General features: G+C 68.7%; 17 protein-coding genes. 5 read left to right on the top strand and 12 right to left on the bottom strand.

What is annotated here, in order from left to right:
• Positions 1–29 precede the first annotated feature (29 nt).
• From AB0L70_RS02775 to AB0L70_RS02740, 8 genes are all read right to left on the bottom strand, one after another.
• Complete coding sequence (locus AB0L70_RS02775) at positions 30–1,154, bottom strand: N-acetylmuramoyl-L-alanine amidase (protein ID WP_363679218.1); 1,125 nt, start codon at positions 1,152–1,154, stop codon at positions 30–32.
• A gap of 54 nt (positions 1,155–1,208) precedes the next feature.
• Entirely contained in the window at positions 1,209–1,526 is a 318-nt protein-coding gene (gene trxA / locus AB0L70_RS02770) for a thioredoxin (protein WP_363679957.1), read from the bottom strand.
• 41 nt (positions 1,527–1,567) lie between these two features.
• Positions 1,568–2,545, bottom strand: coding sequence for a thioredoxin-disulfide reductase (gene trxB, locus AB0L70_RS02765; RefSeq protein ID WP_363679216.1), 978 nt, complete (start codon positions 2,543–2,545; stop codon positions 1,568–1,570).
• Positions 2,546–2,654: 109 nt separating this feature from the next.
• On the bottom strand, positions 2,655–3,419 hold the full coding sequence (locus AB0L70_RS02760; protein ID WP_363679214.1) for a hypothetical protein: 765 nt from the start codon (positions 3,417–3,419) through the stop codon (positions 2,655–2,657).
• Between the two features lie 132 nt (positions 3,420–3,551).
• On the bottom strand, positions 3,552–4,277 hold the full coding sequence (gene sigM / locus AB0L70_RS02755; RefSeq protein ID WP_363679212.1) for an RNA polymerase sigma factor SigM: 726 nt from the start codon (positions 4,275–4,277) through the stop codon (positions 3,552–3,554).
• A complete protein-coding gene (locus tag AB0L70_RS02750; RefSeq protein WP_363679210.1) occupies positions 4,274–5,938 on the bottom strand; it encodes a protein kinase family protein in 1,665 nt (554 codons plus the stop codon). Before AB0L70_RS02750 ends, sigM begins: the two co-directional genes overlap by 4 nt.
• A 139-nt stretch (positions 5,939–6,077) precedes the next feature.
• Positions 6,078–7,724, bottom strand: coding sequence for a murein biosynthesis integral membrane protein MurJ (murJ, locus tag AB0L70_RS02745; RefSeq protein ID WP_363679208.1), 1,647 nt, complete (start codon positions 7,722–7,724; stop codon positions 6,078–6,080).
• Positions 7,717–9,990, bottom strand: a complete 2,274-nt coding sequence (locus AB0L70_RS02740; protein WP_363679206.1) for a DUF6049 family protein — start codon at positions 9,988–9,990, stop codon at positions 7,717–7,719. The genes murJ and AB0L70_RS02740 overlap by 8 nt, the downstream gene beginning before the upstream one ends.
• A 63-nt stretch (positions 9,991–10,053) precedes the next feature.
• Between AB0L70_RS02740 and AB0L70_RS02735 the strand changes: the two genes are divergently transcribed.
• Positions 10,054–11,472, top strand: coding sequence for a CCA tRNA nucleotidyltransferase (locus AB0L70_RS02735; protein ID WP_363679955.1), 1,419 nt, complete (start codon positions 10,054–10,056; stop codon positions 11,470–11,472).
• Here the strand turns inward: AB0L70_RS02735 and AB0L70_RS02730 are convergent.
• On the bottom strand, positions 11,469–12,236 hold the full coding sequence (locus AB0L70_RS02730; protein ID WP_363679204.1) for an aminotransferase class IV: 768 nt from the start codon (positions 12,234–12,236) through the stop codon (positions 11,469–11,471). The two genes, AB0L70_RS02735 and AB0L70_RS02730, sit on opposite strands and share 4 nt — an antisense overlap.
• Before the next feature lie 27 nt (positions 12,237–12,263).
• On the opposite strand from AB0L70_RS02730, the gene AB0L70_RS02725 reads away from it, so the two are divergent.
• Positions 12,264–12,878 (top strand): hypothetical protein, encoded by a 615-nt coding sequence (locus AB0L70_RS02725; protein ID WP_363679202.1) that lies wholly within the window; start codon positions 12,264–12,266, stop codon positions 12,876–12,878.
• Between the two features lie 19 nt (positions 12,879–12,897).
• Here AB0L70_RS02725 and AB0L70_RS02720 read toward each other — a convergent pair whose 3' ends face one another.
• Positions 12,898–13,347, bottom strand: a complete 450-nt coding sequence (locus AB0L70_RS02720; RefSeq protein ID WP_363679200.1) for a GNAT family N-acetyltransferase — start codon at positions 13,345–13,347, stop codon at positions 12,898–12,900.
• 109 nt (positions 13,348–13,456) lie between these two features.
• Between AB0L70_RS02720 and AB0L70_RS02715 the strand changes: the two genes are divergently transcribed.
• Positions 13,457–14,716 carry an amidase gene (locus tag AB0L70_RS02715; protein WP_363679198.1) on the top strand — a complete coding sequence of 420 codons (1,260 nt, stop codon included), beginning with the start codon at positions 13,457–13,459 and terminating at the stop codon, positions 14,714–14,716.
• Here the strand turns inward: AB0L70_RS02715 and AB0L70_RS02710 are convergent.
• A complete protein-coding gene (locus tag AB0L70_RS02710) occupies positions 14,707–16,611 on the bottom strand; it encodes a discoidin domain-containing protein (protein ID WP_363679196.1) in 1,905 nt (634 codons plus the stop codon). The genes AB0L70_RS02715 and AB0L70_RS02710 overlap by 10 nt on opposite strands.
• Before the next feature lie 110 nt (positions 16,612–16,721).
• Here AB0L70_RS02710 and AB0L70_RS02705 point away from each other — a divergent pair, with 110 nt between their 5' ends.
• Positions 16,722–17,732 carry a LacI family DNA-binding transcriptional regulator gene (locus AB0L70_RS02705; protein ID WP_363679194.1) on the top strand — a complete coding sequence of 337 codons (1,011 nt, stop codon included), beginning with the start codon at positions 16,722–16,724 and terminating at the stop codon, positions 17,730–17,732.
• On the opposite strand, the gene AB0L70_RS02700 is transcribed toward AB0L70_RS02705, so the two are convergent.
• Positions 17,716–19,116 carry an MFS transporter gene (locus tag AB0L70_RS02700; RefSeq protein ID WP_363679192.1) on the bottom strand — a complete coding sequence of 467 codons (1,401 nt, stop codon included), beginning with the start codon at positions 19,114–19,116 and terminating at the stop codon, positions 17,716–17,718. The two genes, AB0L70_RS02705 and AB0L70_RS02700, sit on opposite strands and share 17 nt — an antisense overlap.
• Before the next feature lie 163 nt (positions 19,117–19,279).
• Between AB0L70_RS02700 and AB0L70_RS02695 the strand changes: the two genes are divergently transcribed.
• Positions 19,280–20,146 carry a LysR family transcriptional regulator gene (locus AB0L70_RS02695; protein WP_363679190.1) on the top strand — a complete coding sequence of 289 codons (867 nt, stop codon included), beginning with the start codon at positions 19,280–19,282 and terminating at the stop codon, positions 20,144–20,146.
• Positions 20,147–20,168 lie beyond the last annotated feature (22 nt).

The raw sequence follows: 20,168 nt of genomic DNA, 5'->3' as shown, positions 1-20,168 counted from the left end.
GACGAACGGCTCACCCGGGAATCGACGACCTAGACGGTCAGCTGGCCGAAGCGGAGCATGCCGGTGGCGGCGTCCTGGTCCGGCGGCAGGTAGACGCGCTGGATGGCGACGACGATCGCCTCGGCGATCACGTCACGGAAGGCCGGGTCGGCCAGCCGAGCGGAGTCGTGCGGGTTGGTGACGTAGCCGATCTCGAGCCGGACCGCGGGCATCTTCGTCCGCCGCAGCAGGTCCCAGGTCTTGGCGTGCGTCCGGCAGTTCAGCAGATCGGTCCGCGCGACGATCTCGCGCTGCACCAGACCGGCGAACTGCTCACCGACGCTCGACGAGGCGCCGTGCAGATCGTTGCCGTAGAAGTACGTGGCGACGCCCTGCGCCTCCGGGTTCATCGACCCGTCGGTGTGCAGGGAGACACACAGGTTCGCGTCCGTCTCGTTCGCGAACGCGGCCCGGGCCAGCTCGTCCGGCCCCTGATCACGCCCACGCGACAAATACGCCCGTACGCCGGTCGCACCCAGGCGACCCTCGATCCGGGCGGCGAGGTCGTAGGCGACATCGGACTCGCGCAGGCCGAAGCCTTCCCAGCCGTAGTCGAAACCACCGTGGCCGGCGTCGATCACCACGGTCTTGCCGGACAGTCGCGGTCCGGCGGCACGGACAGCCTCCGAGGCGCGCAGCGCGTCCGGACGTCCACCGGTCGCCATCGGCCGGATCCGCTGCAGCGCCTTGAACGTCGACGGACCACAGGTGCCGTCGCCCGGCAGACCCATGTTCCGCTGGAACTCGGTCACCGCCCGCTGGGTGTCCGCGCCGAAGATCCCGTCGATCCGGGCCACGGCGAACCCGAGCTCCTGCAGTTTCGCCTGCAACGCCAGTACGTCGTCACCCGTCAGCGGATGCGAGACGACGTACGTGAGCAGCCGGTCGCCCAGTGCCCAGCGTGCGTCGTCGATCGCCCGGTAGGTCTGCGGGCCGACGACTCCGTCGACCATCAGCCCGCGTTGCTGCTGGAAGCCCCGGACAGCGTGTGCGGTCACTTCGTCGTAGACGTCGTGGCCGCCGGTCAGCAGCCCGAGCCGCTGAAGTTTGCCGACGATCTCGGCGACGGCTTCACCGCTGTCGCCGATCCGGTACACGCCGTGGGGGGCTTCCATCAGGCAACTGCTCCTTGCGTGTGGCGGGGGTCCTACCGGTCTACACGTACTACGTCACTCCGTGAAGGCGGCAAGCTCCTTCAGCAGCGCTGCCTTCGGCTTGGCGCCGACGATGGACTTGGCCAGTTCGCCGTTCACGTAGACGTTGATGGTAGGGATACCGGTGACGCGGTAGTTGCTCGGGGTGACCGGGTTCTCGTCCACGTTCATCTTCAGGAACGTCAGCTTCTCGCTGTGGTCCTGCGCCAGCTCCTCGAGGATCGGGGAAACCTGGCGGCACGGTCCGCACCACTCGGCCCAGAAGTCGACCAGCACAGGCTTGTCGCTCTTCAGTACGGTCTGGTCGAACTCGGCGTCGGTGACGGCGTTCATCTTCTCGCCCACGGGCGTAACTCCTTCAGTGGTTGTGAGGTTCAGACAGAGACAGGCTCGGCGGCCGCGGCCACGTCGGCGTCTTCCAACGCGGCCAGGTAGCGCTCGGCGTCCAGGGCGGCGGCACAGCCGGTGCCGGCCGCGGTGATCGCCTGCCGGTAGGTGTGGTCGACCAGGTCGCCGGAAGCGAAGACGCCCTTCAGGTTGGTCTCAGTGCTGTCGGCCTTGACCAGCACGTAGCCCTCGGGGTCCAGGTCGACCTGACCCTTGACCAGTTCCGAGCGCGGGTCGTGCCCGATCGCGATGAACAGTCCGGTGGTCGGCAGGTGCCGGGTCTCACCGGTGACGGTGTCCTTCAGCGTGATGCCGGTCAGCTTGTCGTCGCCGTGGATCTTGTCGACCTCGGAGTTCCAGGCGAACTCGATCTTGTCGTTCGCCTTGGCCCGGTCGGCCATGATCTTCGACGCGCGCAGCTCGCCGCGGCGGTGCACCAGGTGCACCTTCTTCGCGAACTTGGTCAAGAAGGTGGCCTCCTCGACGGCCGAGTCGCCGCCGCCGACGACCGCGATCTCGTGGTCGCGGAAGAAGAAGCCGTCACAGGTCGCACACCAGGACACACCGTGGCCGGACATCCGGTCCTCGTCGGACAGGCCGAGCTTGCGGTAGCTCGAACCCATCGCGAGGATGACGGCCTTGGCCCGGTGCTCGGTGCCCGCGGAGTCGGTGACGACCTTGATGTCACCGGTCAAGTCGACCGCGATGATGTCGTCGGGCACCAGTTCGGCGCCGAAGCGCTCGGCCTGGGTGCGCATCTCGTCCATCAGCGCGGGGCCCATGATGCCGGTCGAGAAACCGGGGAAGTTCTCCACCTCGGTGGTGTTCATCAGCGCGCCGCCGGCGGTCACCGAACCCTCGAAGACCAGCGGTTCCAGGTTGGCGCGCGCGGCGTACACGGCGGCCGTGTAACCGGCCGGGCCGGAGCCGACGATGATGACGTTGCGAACTACCGAGTCGCTCATGCAGGCGTTCCTCTGTCGTCGAGAACTTTGATACGTCGTACTCAACGGATCCTAGAGGCCGACCATTCCCACGGTACCCACCTGGACGCGGCTGCGCCGAACTGGTGTCCTAGCGGTTGCGGAGCGTCACCGTGGTGTCGTAGAACGGGCTGGCGACGCCGCCAGGATCGCTACATCCAGTGACTGCGAAGAGCTGGATATCGCGGGGTGAACCACCCTGCAGCCCGATCAGAGTCGCGCGCTTGCCGTCGAGCTTCACCGGCTGGACCAGCTGGAGCTGCGGGTTCGGCCGGCCGGACGCGAACGTCCGGGCGCAGGCGATCTCGGCGTCAGGGGCATTCAGGATCGGGCTGGGGCTGTGCTCGAGCCAGCGCTGGGCCTCCGGGCCGAGGTCCTTGGTGGTCATCGTCACGACCGCACCGGTCGGCACCTCGGTCGGGTTCGCGTTGGCCGCGCCCTCGCCGGCCTGGTCCTTGGTCGCGAAGACCACGCCGACCCCGATCGCGGCGACCACGACGACGGCCGCGGCGGCACCCAGCAGCTTGGGCAGGTGCCGGCGCGGCTCCTCACGGATCTGGGCCAGCGAGTGGACGCCGACGGTCGACGCACGCAGCACGGACTCCGAGACGATGACCGCGTCCAGGTGCTCGGCGACGTCGGTCGGCATCGGGATGTCCATCCGGCCCTCGTCGGCGAGGTCCTCGGACAGCTCCACGAGGGCGTCGTACGTCTGCTGACAGTCGGGGCAGGCCTTCACATGCTCACGAGCGCGGTGCGCCTCGGGCGCGGGCAGCAGGTTCTCGATCAGGTCGGCGATCGTGTCCGTATCCAGGTGCTCAAGGTGCTCACTGGTCGGCAGACCGGAATCGGTCATCGGGAACTCGCCCCCTCGCGGGAGGTGCGCACGGAGGCGCGCATTGTGGTCATCGAAGTGCTCCGGGTCGAGGCATGGAGGTCACGTCGCCGTCCGGACAGGTCGGCGACTTCGCTTCGACGGCAGTCCCGGTCATTCGGTTCCCGTCGATTCGGCGGGCTTGGCCGGTGCACCGGCCTCTGGGGCGCCGGCCCGGGTGGTCTGCCAGTGCTTGAGCAGCGGCAGCAGCCGGGCCCGGCCGCGGGCACACCGGGACTTGACCGTGCCGGGGGCGCAGTCGAGGATCGCGGCCGCCTCCTCGATCGAGTACCCCTCCATGTCGACCAGGACCAGCGCACTGCGCTGGTCCTCGTTGATCTGCTTGAGCGCGTTCAGTACGTCGATCCGCCGCTCCCGGACCTCGGCCGGGTCCTGCTCGGTCGGTCCGGCCAGCTCGGCGGCGCGGTCCTCGTCCTCGGGCAGCGGGTCGGCCTGGCGGACCTGGCGGCGGCGGATCCGGTCCAGGCACGCGTTCACCACGATCCGGTGCAGCCAGGTGGTCACCTTCGCGTCGCCGCGGAACGAGTCGGCCCGGCGGAACGCCGAGATGAACGCCTCCTGCAGCGCGTCGGCCGCCTCCTCGGGCTCGCCGAGGGTACGGATCGCGACCGCCCACATCCGGTCCCGGTGCCGCTTGACCAGGAACCCGAACGAGTCCGGGTTGCCGGCCACGTGCAACCGGAGCAGTTCGTGGTCGTCCAGCTGGTCGTAGCTGGTCGGCGTACCCGGTGTGGCAGGCTGACCGACCGGGTCGGCGGTGCCGATCCGGGGTACGTCCGTCCGTGCCGGCGTCGGGCCGGAGTCCAGGTGAGCCGTCATTTCTGGATTGTGACCTCCGAGATGATGCCCCGGAAACCGCCGTCCGCTTTCGGCAGCTTGGTCAGGTACACCAGGACGTACTGCGTCTCGGTCGGCGACTGCGGTTTGAGAGTCACCGTACCTTCGGGCTGGTCCGCCTTGGTGTCCACCGCCGTCCAGCCGCTCACCGCGGTCGGGGACTTGGTGGTGTCACCCTTCGGCACCATCAACTGGATGCTCGTGTCGTCACCCTGCACCGCGACCGCGACGCTCGAGATCGGGATCTTCGAGCCCAGGTCGTAGACGATGCCCACACCGGGCTTCGTGCCGCCCAGGTTCGGCTTGTTGTGGTAGGTCTGCGTCTCCCAGGTGGTGCTGACCTTGCCGTCGTACGTGTTCGGGACGTCGTCGCTGTGCTCTTCGCCGTTCCCGCCGTCGGCCTTCGGGTCGAAGTCCTTGGCACCGTTGATCGTCGCCTTGCCACCGGTCGCCGACGGGGTGCTGCTGGTCTGCGGCGCGTTGCTGGTCTTCGTGCCGCCGTCGCCGCTGTCCTGGTCGTTGTTCATCGCGCCCTTGAGCAGGAACTGGGCCATCGCGACCACCGAGAGCAGCGCCAGTACGGCAAGCAGGATCAGGATCCGGCCACCCCAGGAGCCCTTCGGCTTCGGCTCATCTGCGCGACGCCGGCCGTTCCCGTTGGAGGGCGGCGGCGTCTGCCGCCGGACCGGCCGGGTCTCAGCGGCGGTCTGGTACGCCGAGTGCTGCTGATGACCGTTCTCCGACTGGTAGGCCGGTGGCGGCGGGGTCGGGTCGAGTGCGGGCGGTCCGGCCTGCGGGACCACCTGGGTGGCGTCGTCGATGCTGCCGTTCTGCCGGGCGACCTGAACCGTCTCGTCCATCTGGTTCGGCGGCTCGTGTGAGCTGCCGACGACTCCGGACAGGGCCGCGGACAGGCCGGCGGCGCTGGTGATCGGGGGCGCGTGGTGCCGCGGCGGGTCGCTCAGCAGCCGGTCGCAGATGTCGTCCAGCGAGCGCGGCACACCCGCGCGCACCTGACGGGGACTCAGCAGTCGGCCGTGCTCGACCGGCGCGGGCTGCAGGCTCCAGGCCGGTGCCGGGCCGGGCCAGCGGCCGGTGAGTGAGGCGTAGAGCAGTTCACCGAGCGCGTGGACGTCCTCCTCGGGCGAACCCGGGCCGAACGACCGCAGCGCAGCCTCGGTGGCCAGGCCGACGACCTTGATCGCGCCCGCGTCCGTGACCACCACGGTCGACGGGCTGATGGATCCATGCGCGAGACCGGTGCGGTGCAGGTTCTCCAGCGCTTCGGACACCTCGCGGGCCAGCCAGCCTGCCTGCTGCCCGGTCAGCGGGCCGGTCCCGAGCATCCGCTCGAGCGGCCGCCCGCCTGCCCACTCACGGACGCAGTACGTGACGCCGTCATGCATGTCGCAGTCGAGCACCCGCAGGAACCGCGGGTCGGCCGCGGCGGCGGCTCGCCGCGCGGCGTCGAAGAGCAGGTTGGTCCGTGGATCGCCGACCGGCAGGACATCCACGACGACGGCCCGGCTGAGTACCTCGTCCACTGCTCGCCACACCCGCGCACCGTCGATCTCCGCGAGTAACTCGGCGATCCGGTAGCGGCCGGCAAGCAGGGCACCAGGACTGACAGTCTGGTTCGACACGGTGTCTCTCGCCCTCCTCGATGCACTGGTCGGCCTGCGTCTGGCGCTCCGGACCCGGTCGGCGGGAGTCCGATAGCAGCCCCCATGCTAGTGCCCTGATCACTCAGCTAGTGGTCCACAAGTGCACAAGCTCTCCGGATCACCGGCGACCGGGCAGTTTGGATGTGACCATGGACACGACGTCGTTGACTTCGTGGATCCGCAGCACCCTTGCGACCCCGGCGTACACGGGCAGCATGGCGGCGGCCGCGACGATCAGCTGGACGATGGCGCCGAGCGGTCCGGACCAGTCGACGGCCAGGTCGAGGAGCCACAGGACGACGCGACCGGCGGCCGCTCCGAGGACGGCGGCGATCACCATCGCGAGCAGCGGCAGCCCGATCCCGGCGCCCGGGACCCGGGGGACCCGGCGCCGCAGCACCGGCCGGGAGATCAGTACGGCGACCAGATAAGCCAGCGCGTACGCCGCTCCGAGGATCACGCCGCTGAACCGCAGGTGCTCCGCATCCAGCAGCACCCGGACCCCGATCACCGCCGCGGCGATGTTCGTCGCCGCGATCGCGCACTGCATGAAGAACGGCGTCCGGGTGTCCTCGAAGGCGTAGAACGTCCGCAGCTGGAAGTACTGGATGGTGAACGGCACGATCCCTAGCGCCAGCGTCATCAGCGTGTACGACATCAGTGTCAGGTTGTTCTTGCCGGAGCCGTACCCGGCGATCACCGTGACGATCGGATAGGCGAACGCGATCATCGCGGCCGCTGCCGGGACCACGATCGCGAGCGTTTGCCGGATCGATCGCGCCGACAGCCGACCGACCTCGGTCATGTCGCCGTCGGCCGCGAGGGCCGACATCTGCGGTAGCGCGGCCGTCGCCAAGGAGACCGTGACGATGCCGTGCGGCACCAGGATGATCAGCATCGCGGTGCTGTACGCGAACAGACCGGCCTTGGCGCCCGGGTCGTCCGACGCGCTACCGGCGATCGCGAGCTGGGTGACGACGACGAGCGTCACCTGGTTCACCGCGACGAACAAGACTGTCCAGATACCCAGCCGGGCCGTGTGACCCAGGCCAGTACCGCGCAGACCGAACTTCGGCCGGAAGGTGTGCCCACTCGCCTTCAGGTAGGGCAACAGCACCAGCAGTTGTACGGCGATGCCGACCGTGTGCCCGAGTCCGAGCAGCAGCCCCTCGCCGTGGCTGTAGGTCGGCGGGGTGTCGCCGGTCCGGTACACCAGCAGGAAGATCACGATCGACGCGCACGCCACGATGTTGTTCGCGATCGGCGCCCACATCATCGGGCCGAACCGGCGCCGCGCGTTCAGCACCTGGCCGACGAGCACGAACGCGCCATAGAAGAAGATCTGCGGCAGGCAGAGCTGGACGAACATCACCATGTTCGCCTTCTCGGTCACCCGGGACGGATTGTGCAGCTCCTTCGGCAGGTACAGCTCGGCGATCGCCGGTGCCAGCAGCACACAGGCCACCGTGACCACGGCGAGTACGACGAAGCCGAAGGTGAGGATCCGGTTGGTGAAGTCCTGGCCGCCGTCGCTGTGGTTCTTGATCGCCCGGACGAGCTGCGGGACCAGCACGGTGTTGAACACCCCGCCGGCCAGCAGGATGTAGAGGCTGTTCGGAATCGTGTTCGCGGCGGTGAAGATGTCGCCGCGCAACGCGGTGCCGATGGCGGCCGCGAGCAGGGCGATCCGGACGAATCCGAGCAGGCGGGACAGCACCGTTCCGGCTGCCATCACCGCCGCGGATCGCAGGGTGCGGTCAGCCATCCTTCGAACCGACTCCTTCTTTCAGGGATTCGCCCGCGGGGATGCCGGCGGACGGGGGATCCACAGGTTCGGGTGGTTCCAAGGGCTCGGGGTGCAGCGCGTCGGACGTCGGCCCGGCCGGATCCGGGTCCGACGGGTTGCGGCGCTCGGTCCGGATCCGCCGGAAGATGCGGACGAACGACGTACCGAAGAGCAGGGCGCAGGCCGCGCCGACCAGGATCCAGCCGACGCTGCCGTACTGGGTCGCCTGGATCAGCAGCTCCTCGGACCGGCCGACCGGGCGGCCGGAGGCGGTGATCACCTGGGCGTTGGCCCGGATCACACCGTTCTGCTCGGCGCTCGCGACGATCCGCGGGGTGTACTTCTGCTTCGGGGCCAGGATCCTGGTCTGCTGCGTCTCGATCCGCAGGTCGGTCCGGTTCAGCGGACTGACCTGTACGCCGACGCGCACGGACCAATCGGTGTCGTTGGCAATGGTCAGCGGGAACGTGCCCTTGCTGCCGGCCAGGTTGACCTTGATCTCTTTGCGCTCGCCGTTCGAGACGTTGTTGACGAGGTGGACCTTGGACAGCTGCACGTTGACCGAGCCGACCTCGACCGAGGTGAACCGCTGTGCCTCGTCCGGGAACCCGCGCCAGCTGGTCGAGGCGGCGCGCAGCAGTGACTGCGGCATGATCTCCGGAAGGTTCTCCGCCGGGTCGACCAGCAGGTCCTTCAACGTGGTGATCGACTGGTTGAGCTGCTGGATGCCGTCGAGCTGGCCCGGGATCATGGTCGAGTTCGTCCGGGGCGCCGTCGGCGCCTTGATGGCCGGCGCCTTGATCCCGAGGGGTGCGACCTGAGCGACGGTGCCGGCGGCGATCCACGGCAACGACGACAGGGACCCGGCCAGTGCGGCGGTGGCGCGGCCGGTGGAGTCCCAGTCTCGCGGCGGTACGGCGACCACCGACGGGACGCCCTTGCCGGTGGCGGCGAGCAGCGCGGTCTCGGCCGCGAACCGCTGCCGCACCTGGATCGGGTTGTCGGTGGTGTCCGAATCCGGGCCGCCGGACGTCAGCGCCGCGTCGGCCACCACCGTGCGGACCGAGCTGCTCGGTCCTTCCGGCGTACGAACGTCATACACCGGCGAGGTGGCGGTGAGGCCGGGGCGCTCGGCCGGCGGCCACGAGGCGCTGCTGACCAGGTTCAGGTCGTCGGGGCGCACGGAGTAGCCGGTCGACGCGGCGGCGAGGTACCGGCTGGCGGCGGCACCGCCTTCCAGCCACAGGCCGTTGGTGAAGCCGGGCGGCAGGATGAACTGCTCGGTGGCCTTCCGGGCGTCCCAGACCATGTTCTTCAGTGGCTCGCCGGAGTCCCACAGGCCGGCCAGGTCCGGATCGCCGTACGGGAGCAGGACGACCTGGCTGCCACTGGCCCGGCTGGCGTCGAACTCCTTCAGCCAGGCGGCCACCACGGCCCGGCCAGTGCCCGGGGTGGTCTTCTCGCCCTCGCCGACCCGGTAGCCGTCCCGCATCCGCTGGGCCTCGTGCAGCATGGCGGGGTCGACCAGCCAGGTGACCCTGCGTTGGTTGCCGAGGGCCAACAGCTTGCCGAGGTCGCCGGTCGGAGCCATCGACTCGGCCAGCGATTCGTTGGTGAACCGGTCGCCGCCGAGCAGGGTCGGCCGGTGCCGCAACGGGATCACCAGGGCGGTGTTCACCTTGCGGGACAGCGGTTGCTCGCCCTGCACCGGCATCAGTGTGCGGGCCCGGCCGGCGGTGATCCGGTCCTGGTCCGGCGGCTGACCGCGGAACTGGACGCCGACGACGTACACGCCGGTCTCGGCGCCGATGCGCCACTCTTTCCAGGGGATGGTGAGGCTGAACGGGAGCGCGGCGTTGGGTGCGAACGAGTCACCGAGCTCCTGGAACGCGCCGCTGTCGGCCGTGGTCAGGCGGCTGCAGCTGTCCCGGTCGTTCATCGGCACGTTCTGTTCGGTGCCTACGGCAGCGATCTGGGTGCTGGTGGACAGACGGGAGCGGGCGATGCAGGCGAGCGCCTGGGGTTTCGCGAAGGTCACCTGGCTGGTGTTCCGGACGGTGCCCTTGATCGTGACCGCGTCGCCGACCTTCGGCGCGATCGGCCCGAACGAGTCGATCGTGACCTGCACCACCGGGTCATCGGTCGGCGCCGCATCCGCGGACGGGGAGCCGAGAGTCGCTGCCGCCGCAGCGAGCACCAACCCCGCGCTCACCACCGCGGAGAGCCTCAGTCGCCGTCTGAACACGCCGTCACCGTAACCTAGTTCCCCGTGTCACCCTTTGCCGACCAGTCAGCCTCCGCCGGATCGTTGTCCGCAGTCCACCGGCGGGCGGTCCAGTCGTTGCTGCAGATCGCCCCGGTGGTCGACGAGCTCGGATTCCGGTTCGCCGATGCCGGGCACGAGATCGCCCTGGTCGGTGGTCCCGTCCGCGACATTCTCCTCGGGCGGGGGAGCAAGGACCTCGACTTCGCCACGTCAGCACGACCCGACGTGGTCGAGCGGTTGCTGGCCGGCTGGGCGGACCATGTCTGGGATATCGGCAAGGCGTTCGGCACCATCGGCTGTCGGAAAGGCGAGTGGGTTCTCGAGGTCACGACGTACAGGTCGGAGTCCTACGATCCCACCTCGCGCAAGCCGGAGGTGTCGTACGGCGACAGCCTCGAGGGTGACCTGGCCCGGCGCGACTTCGCCATGAACGCGATGGCGGTCCGGTTGCCGTCGCACCAGTTCGTCGACCCGTACGGCGGGATCGAGGACGTCGCGAACCAGCGGATCCGGACGCCCGGCACACCGGAGGATTCGTTCTCCGACGACCCGCTGCGGATGATGCGGGCGGCCCGGTTCGCCGCTCAGCTCGGGTTCACGCCGGACCCGGCCGTGGTGACAGCGATGACCGCGATGGCCGACCGGATCACGATCGTGTCGGCCGAGCGGGTCCGCGACGAGCTGATCAAGCTGATCTGCGCGGACCACCCGCGGATCGGCCTCGACCTGCTGGTCAGCACCGGCCTGGCCGACCACGTCCTGCCCGAACTGCCCGCGCTCCGGCTGGAGCTGGACGAGCACCACCGGCACAAGGACGTCTATCAGCACTCGCTCACCGTCCTCGATCAGGCCATCGCGCTCGAATCGCGTCTGCCTGTTCCGACGCCCGATTTCGTGGTTCGGTTCGCCGCGTTGATCCACGACATCGGCAAACCGCGGACCCGGCGGTTCGAGGGCGCGGGCAAGGTGACGTTCCACCACCACGACGTGGTCGGAGCGAAGCAGGCCCGGAAACGGATGAAGGCGCTGCGGTTCAGCAACGAGCAGATCGACCAGGTCAGCAAGCTGATCGAGCTCCACCTGCGGTTCCACGGCTACAGCGGTGGCGAGTGGAACGACTCCGCCGTACGTCGTTATGTCCGCGACGCCGGTGACCAGCTCGAACGCCTGCACGTCCTCACCCGCGCCGACTGCACCACTCGCAACCGTCGCAAGGCCGACATGCTCCGGGCCGCGTACGACGACCTCGAGACCCGCATCGCCCGCCTCCGCGAGCAGGAGGAACTAGATGCCCTCCGCCCCGACCTCGACGGCAACCAGATCATGCAGATCCTGGACATCGCCCCGGGCCGCGAGGTCGGCGAGGCCTACAAGTTCCTGATGAACCTCCGCCTCGATCAGGGCCCCCTCGGCGAAGACCGCGCCCGCGAAGAACTCCTCCGCTGGTGGTCCGAGCGCTAGATCGCCTGCGCGGGCTGTGACGCGTACGCGGTCGCGATGACTCCGACCGACTCGGGATGCGGCTCGTACGTCGTGGTTTCGTTGGCGGTTGTGATTGAGGCTATTGGGAGGGCTGGGTCGATGGAGTTGGTCAGGTAGGCGGCGTCGTACGTCGGGAGGTCGGCCAGCGGGACCGGGATCGTGTCGAAGGTCGTGAGGCCGCGCTGGAGGAGTTGCTGGCGGATGCCGGGGAGGACCGGGGCGGACGGGAACACGATCGTGGTGCCGCGGGCGAAGCAGATGTTCCAGATCGAGGCTTCGGAGATCTCGCCGGCCGTGGTGTGGAAGACGGCGTCGTCGTAGCCGGCTCGTTCTGCTTGGTGGCCGTAGTACACGAGGTCGAAGGTGCCGGTGTGTTTGAGGTGGGGGACGGCGCGCTCGTGCGGGAAGGCGAGTAGGCGCTGAGGCGTGGTGCCGGGATCGATGGGTGGGCTTACGCGGATCAGAAGGTCGGCGGGGCCGAAGACGTTGACGCGTAGAGAGAGGTCACCGGTGCCGGCGTGGTCGAGGGCTGCGCGGAGGTCGGTGCGGACGCGGTCGGCGGGGAGTGGTTCGCCGAAGACCTCACGGGTGCTGCGGTCGAGGCGTTCGAAGTGCAGGTCGAGACCGTCGACCGCGCCGGCCCGGACCTGCATCGAGCTGAAGTGGCCGTAGCTGGTTGCTCTGAGCAAGGCTGGGTCGACGGTCTGCAGCGGTACGCCGTTGAGGAGTAGCGACTCGGTCACCGGGCCAGTCTGCTCTACGCTCGCGCTGTGGACGTGTGGAGCATCATCGGGTGGGGCGGATCCGCGCTGGTCGTACTGTCGTTGCTGCAGACCCGGATCCTGCGGTTGCGGCTGCTGAACCTGGTCGGCTGCGTGATCCTGGTCGGGTTCAATCTCGCCATCGGGGTGTGGCCGATGGTCGGTATGAACGCCGTACTGGGCGTGATCAACATCGTGCACCTGTGGCGGCTGCTCCGGCACCGCCACGACGAGGCCGAGTACACGGTCCTCCCGGTCCACGACACCGACGCGTACCTGGGCCATGTCCTGGACCGGCACCAGAAAGACATCAGCCGCTACAACCCCGGGTTCACACCCACGGGCAGCCCGTACGCGTTCCTGGTCCAGCACGGCGACCGTACGGTCGGTGTTGTTCTGGCCCACGACGCCGGCGACGGTCGGGCGCAGATCGACCTCGACTACGTCCTCCCGAAGTACCGCGACTTCACCCCCGGTGAGTTCGTCTACCGCCGCAGCGACGTCTTCACCGACCGCGGCTTCCACCAGGTCCTTGCGTCACCGCGAATGCTCGACTCCAAGCCGTACCTCACCAACCTCGGCTTCCACCGCGACGGCTCGGACCTGGTCCTGGACCTCGCCTAGAGATCCTTCGCGAAGCACCCTAGAGGTCCTTCGCGAAGCAGAGCGAGACCGGCTCGTTCTCGAACGGCGGGTACGGCGGAGTCGGCTGGTACCCGTGGTTCTTGTAGAGCGCGATGGCTTGGGTTTGCAGGGTGCCGGTCTCCAGGCGGAGGCGGTTCAGCCCGGCGGCCCGGGCCTGCGACTCGACCGTGTCCAGCAGCATCCGGGAGAGACCCCAGCCGCGGGCGGACGGCACGATGTACATCCGCTTGATCTCACCGAGCCCCGGTGCGACGGGCTGCAAGCCCACGCAGCCGACGGGAGTGCCCTCGAGCATGAGCAGGGTGAAGGAGATGTCCGGGTGGAGGCCGACCAGCGGCTGGTCCTCGCCGTACATCGCGGCGAGCTCGGTCTGCTGTGCGGTTGTCAGCGCCACCACGTCCACGTCGCTCGCCGCGGCCGGTCGCAGTTCGACTCCCTCGATCACCATGCAGCCACCATGCCGCCGGACGGTAGCAAGACGGCATGACGCTGCTGTTTCCACGATCTCTCCGGTTCGTTGGACAGCCGAGAGGCGCGCGTCGTGATCTGATGAGCGGGTGAGGTCGTTGGAAGAGATTGCTGCTGGGGTTCGGGACTGCGTGATCGAGCCGATCGCGTTGGTGGAGCAGGCGATTCGGCGTGCGGAGGAGACGGCGGGCCTCAATGCCGTCGTGCACCTGGACGTCGAGGGCGCGCGGAAAGCCGCGGCTGCGCATGACCGGACCGGTCCGCTCGCGGGTGTACCGGTGCTGGTCAAGGAGATCGTCGAGGTCGAGGGGTTGCCGTTCCGGTGTGGATCGCTGGCCCTGGACGAGGTGGGTCGCCGCGACGCCGACGTCGTACGACGGCTTCGTGCGGCGGGGGCGATCATCATCGGGCTGAGCCACAGCCACGAGTTCGCGTACGGGTGCTTCGGTACGTCGAACCGCAGCGGCCCCTGTCGTAATCCGCGGGACCCGTCGCGGATGACGGGTGGATCCAGCTCGGGCGCGGCTGCCGCGGTGGCGGCCGGCGTGGTGCCGTTGGCGATCGGGACGGATACGGCTGGGTCGGTCCGCATCCCGGCCGCGCTGTGTGGGGTCGTCGGATTCAAGCCGGCGTACGGAACTCTCTCTGCCGAGGGCGTGTTCCCGCTGTCGCAGAGCCTCGACACCGTGGGCGTCCTGACCCGGACTGCGGTGGACGCCGCCTATGCCCTGTCGGCTCTTGCCGAGACTCCTTTCGATCAGCAGACCTCGTCGCCCCGGCTCGGGGTGGTCACCAACCCTGAGTACCTCAACGTCACTCCTGAGGTTGGGCACGCTTGGTCAGCCATGCTGGACGGGCTCACTCGGTCCGGCGCCGTCCTGACCGACGTACTTCTGCCGGACTGGGCGACGAGCTTCCGCACAGCTGCCGACCTGCAAGGGCCCGAGGCTGTCGCGAACCACGCCGGTCGGCCGATCGAGCGCTATCAACCGGATGTTCAGCAGCGGCTTCGTGAGGCGGCCGAGGTTCCGCCGGCCAGGTATGAGCAGGCGAAGGAGCAGGCCGGCGTGATCACGGCGGAGGTGACCGACCTCCTCGGCCAGGTCGACGCCGTACTCATGCCGACCGTCCTCACCACCGCACCACCCATCACCGCCGCGGACACCACGGACGGCGGTCTCGCCGTACGGTCGCAACTGTTGACGAACACACGCCTGGCCAACCTCACCAGGCACCCGGCCGTCAGCCTGCCCATCCCGGCTGACGGCCTTCCCGTCGGACTGCAGATTGTTGCTGCCAGCAACAACCAGGCGGCGGCCGTTGCGGGCTGGATCGAAGCTCAGCGGTAGAGCCGGAGATCCGCAAGACTCCACCAGTTGCCGGCGCTTGCGGTCGACGTGATCCGCACATACCTCGCGTACGTCGGCCGTACGTCGATCGTCGTCAACTGCCCGGTCGACGTACCGCTGGCGATCGTCCGCCAGTGCACGCCGTCATTGCTCACGGCAACATCGCGCCCGCGGGCGTAGTCACCGAGGTTCCCACCACTGTCCAGCGCGACCTGACGGAACGTCTTGGCCCGGCCGAGGTCCACCTGCACCCATTGACCCGGCGCCTGCGCCTCCTTGCTCGTCCACACCGTCGAGCCATCCGCGTCGACCGCCAGCCCTGCCTCGGCGCCGTTCACCGACGCGGTCGCCTTCGCGCCCTCCAACGAGACGGGCTGTTGGACATCGGCCGACACCCGGTCCCAGGTGAAGGTCGCGATCGAGCCACCCGGCAGCTCGTACTCGAAGGTTCGATCCCCGACCGCGACCGCGAACGACCGCGGATCGTCGTTCTCGTTGTGGACCAGGAGAGCCGTGGACCCATCCGGGTTCCGGAAGGCGGCCGACATCAGCTGCCCGTTCCACCCGGTCGTCCCGTACGACGTACTCCCGATCCGCACCGCACCCGGTTTCACGAACTTCGAGAGGTGCCCGATCGTGTAGTACTCCGCGTCCGTCGTGACCGACCCGTCCGGCTGCAACGTGACCAGGCCGGTGCACGTGTCACAGCCGCCGAGGTGCGGACCGCCGGTGGAGTCGAGGGCGATGTTCCAGTTGACCACCGACTTCGCCCAGTTCCGGGTGGTGCCGAGCATCAGCGTGCGGGCATGCCAGGTGAGGGTCCCGCGGAAGATCTGCGGCGGGGTGTCGGTCGGACCGTGCGAACCGGAGCACTCCGTGAACCAGATCCCCTTCGAGGGGAACGCGTTGTGCAGATCGGTCTGCTTCGAGGGATCACCGGAGTAACAGTGCAACGCCGTACCCGCGATCCACTTCGCTGCCGGCGTCTGCAGGAGCTTGTAGGGGTAGTTGGTCTCCGGGTCCTCGCCGGGCGGGGTGGACTCGATGTCACCGGGGTGCGTGGTCCAGTTGTGGTCGTAGCCGAGGATCTTCGTCCGCGGGCTGGCGGCCTTCAGCTTCGGACCCAGTGCCGAGATCACCGCGGCTTCCTGGCGGACCGGCATGTCCGTGCCTGGGTACGCGCTCGGCTTGCGGTTCTGCGGCTCGTTCTGGACCGAGAGGAAGTCGACGGGTACGCCGGCCTTCGCGTACGCCTGGACAAACTTCACCAGGTAGCGCGCGTAGGCGTCGTACACCTTGGGGTCGTCCTTGAGCCGGCCGCCGACGAGCGAGTCGCCGGTCTTCATCCAGGCCGGCGGGCTCCACGGGGTCGCCATCACCTTGAGCGCGGGGTTGAGCTGCTTGGCCCGCCGGAGCAACGGGAGGACCTGCTGCTGGTCGTGCGCGATGCTGAAGTGCTTCAGGCCGAAGTCGGTCTGCCCGGCGGGAACGTCGTCGTACGTGTAGTGCTCGGCCGCGGCGGTGAAGTCGGACGAGCCGACGGGCTGCCGCAGAAAGCTGACGCCGATGCCTTGGCGCGGGTCGAAGAGCTTGCGCAGCGTCTGCTCGCGGTCGGACGGGCTGAGTTGGTACAGCACGTTCGCCGACGAGTCGGTGATCGAGGCACCGAAGCCGTCCATGGTCTGGTACGACGTCTTCGGGTCGACCGTGATCGTCGTACGGTCGCTCGCTCCGCGCTGGAACGTGACCGGCGCTCGCTCGTGCAGCAGCTCGGCGCGATCGGGAGTCGTGACCCAGACCCGCACCTGCGGCGACGGTGGATGGGCTTGGGCGGTGGGACTGGTGAGCGCGGCCGCGGTCAGTACCAGGGCGACGCCGATTGCCTGAGTTCTCATCGCACTCCTCACTGAAACAATCGGCCTCAGGAAACGCTCGCGTCCAGGCACTGTCAAGGTCTGGGAGCGTGGATATAGAGTGCTGAGCGTGAAACAAAGGCATGTAACAAATGCCGCCGCGTAAAGCGACCATGCGGGACGTCGCGGCGGCGGCCGGAGTGTCGCTCGCGACCGTCTCCCGCGTGCTCAACCAGCTGAGTGGCGTGACTCCTGAGACCCGTCGGTTGGTCGAGCAGGCCATCGAGGAGCTCGGCCTGCCCGGGCCGACCCCGCGCGGCGGTACGCCGAAACCCGTGGGCGGAGCCGTGTACGTGCGCTGCCCGTACGTGCTGACCGACTACTTCGGGCTGATCGTCTCGTCGATCGCGGAGACCCTGGACCGGCATGGACGCGAGTTGGTCCTGAACGCGGGCGAGGCCGCCCAGCACGAACCAGTCCTGACCCGCCTTACCTCTCGCCGCGACATCGGCGGGGCCGTTCTGATCCTGCCGCCGGAGCCGGGCGACGACCTGGTCCGGCTGAGTTCGCGCCGGTTCCCGTTCGTCGTGGTCGATCCGCGGACCGCTCTACCTCGCGACATCCCGTCCGTGTCAGCGGCGCACCAGTCGGGTGCCCGCCAGCTGACCGCGCACCTGACTTCTCTTGGGCACACCCGGATCGGCGTGATCGCCGGTCCGCGTGAGTGGCTCGCCGCCGACGCCCGGTTGAGCGGTCATAACGCTGCCCTCGCCGACGCCGGCATCCTCCCCGACCCGTCGCTCGTCCGTCATGTCCAGCCCACCACGCCGCATGGCTATCGGTCCGCCGGCGACCTCCTCGACCTCGATCCGCGGCCGACTGCCCTGGTCGCCTTCAACGACAAGGCCGCGATCGGCGCGCTCCAAGCGGCTGCCGACCGCGGCTTGTCCGTTCCTACTGACCTCTCCATTGCGGGCTTCGACGACCTCGACCTCAGCCGCGCGACCAGTCCACAGCTCACCACCGTCCGGCAGCCGCTTCAGGAAATGGGCCGAATGGCCGTCAGCCTCCTGATCCGCCTCCTCGATCGGCACGAACTCGAAGCCCTGCACGTAGAACTCGCCACCGAGCTCATCGTCCGCGGCTCTACCGCGCGACGCTGACCTCGAGTCGCTCCGAGGCACGGTCGGTGGCCGTCGTCCGGGTGCGGAGGCCGATCCAGATCAGCCCCGCACTGAGCAGCGTCACGGCGACGTTCACGCTGAGCGCCAGCCGGATGCCGGTCAGTTGGACGGCCTGGGTCGCGGCGATCGCACTCAGGATCGGGATGCCGATGGTGATGGCGATCTGCTGGGTCAGGGTGGTCAAGCCCGTGGCCAGACCCTGCTCGTGGTTGGGCAGGCCCGACGTACCGGTGACGGTGTACGACACGATCGCGGTGACGTGACCGAAGAACCCGATGAACAGAGCCGGGATGACGATCAGCAGCGCGATCCGGTGGGTGCCGAGGAACACGAGCGGCAAGGTGGCCAGGGCCTGGACCGCCAGCCCCGCGACCAGCAGCTTGCGCCCGCCGAGGCGTCCGATCAGCCGGCCGGCGATGACCCCGGCGACCACGGACGACAGACCCGGCAGGCCGAAGATGAGTCCGGTGGTCAGTGGCGACAGGTGCAGCACCTCCTGGAGGTACAGCGTCATCAGGAAGATCATGCCGGTCTCCATCGTGAAGATCACCAGGCCGGCGTAGTTGCCCCACTTCACCGTGGGACGGCGGAGGATCCGTACCGGCGCGAGTGGTGCGGTTGATCGCAGTTCGATCAGCCAGAAGGCGGCGAGCAGGATGACACCGGCGATCGCAACCAGGAGATGGCGTTCGATCACGGCGTACGTCACGGCGAGCAGGCCGCCGGTCACGGTCACTGCGCCTGGTACGTCGAGTTTGCGGCGGGTGCCGTCGTAGCTCTCCTTGATCAGGAGGGGAGTGACCGCCAGCAGGACCACGGCGACCGGGAGGTTGATGAAGAACGCGGCTCGCCAGCTCAGCAGGCCGACGAGCGTCCCGCCGACGAGGGCGCCGACGGTGAAGCCGCCGGACAGGAGTGCGCCGTTGAGGCCGAGTACGCGGTCACGCTGGGAGCCTTCGGTAAAGGTTGTCGTGAGCAACGACATGGAGGCGGGCAGTGCCATCGCGGTGGCGAGTCCCTGCAGCACTCGCGCGAGCAGGAGCAGCTCAGGGTTGGTCGCCAGACCACCGAGCAGCGAGGCGCCGGCCAGCAGGATGATGCCGAGCAGGAACAGCCTGCGCCGGCCGAACAGATCGGCGAGCCGGCCGAACAGCAAGGTGAAACCCGCGGCCGGCAGGGCGAACGCGGAGGCGATCCAGGCCAGGTGGTCCAGGCCCAGTCCGACCCCGGCGCCGATCTCCGGCAAGGCGACGTTCAGGATCGAGAAATCGGCGGACATCATGAAGCCGGCGCCGAGGAGAACGAACAGGATCAGGCGTTGCCGGCCGCTGAAGCGCTGCGGCGGCGCGGTAGTGATCGTCACGAGACGAGTCCTTTCGCGAACGGGTGCTGGCACTGGGAACGTCGGAGGCACGACGACAACTTCGACAGTGCAACAGGGCGACGCATACGTCTAATGCCAACTTCCGCGGAGATCCATCAAGAAAGTTGATGCGTCGCGGGCGGGTCCGGCTTACTGTCGACGAATGCTGGACATCACCCGATTGCGCGTCATCGACGCGGTCGCGCGGCACGGCTCAGTCACCGAGGCGGCCAAGGAGCTGCACTATTCACAGCCGTCGGTCAGTCACCACCTGGCCCGGCTGGAGACCGAGACCGGCGCCCAGTTGCTGCAGCGGGTCGGCCGTGGCATCCGGCTCACGCAGTCCGGACGGATCCTCGCCGACCGGGCCGCGGAGATCATCGGCCGGATCGACGCGGCCGAGGCGGAACTGTCCGCACATGTGGGGCTGACCGCCGGGCGGGTTCGGATGGCCGGCTTCTCGTCCGCGATCGGGTCACTCATCCCAGGCGCCGTGGCCGCCCTGGCCCGCGCCCATCCCGGGCTGCAGATCAGCCTGGTCGACACCCATCCGATCGAGGCGATGGAGCTGCTCCGATCCGGCAAGATCGATGTCGCGGTGATCTTCCGGTACGAGGAGACCGAGCCGGAGGCGGACGGGATCCGCCTGCACTACCTGCTCGACGACCCGCTCTATCTGTTGTCCACAACCCCTGCCGAAACGCTGGCCGACTTCCGGGACGCGACGTGGATCGCCGGCTGCGATCGCTGCCGCAGCCACCTCGTGGCGATGTGCGCCGAGGAGGGATTCGAGCCGCAGATCGGCTACACCTCCGATGACATGGTCGTGATGCAGGCCCTGGTCGCGGCCGGTCTCGGCGTCACCACCATCCCCGGCCTCGCCCTGCGATCCCATAGCGCCGAGGGCATCATCGCGCACCAGCTGCCGCGGTCCCGCCGCCGTATCTACGCCGTCACGTACGGCGAGCCGCCCGACCCGCCGGCCACCGCCGCACTCCTCGCCGCGCTCACCGCGGCCGCGGCGGGGTGAGATCCATCTTTCGGCAAAGGTC

Source organism: Kribbella sp. NPDC051952 (assembly GCF_040680855.1).
Taxonomy (GTDB): Bacteria; Actinomycetota; Actinomycetes; order Propionibacteriales; family Kribbellaceae; genus Kribbella.
This window is presented reverse-complemented; position numbering and strand designations above follow the sequence as displayed.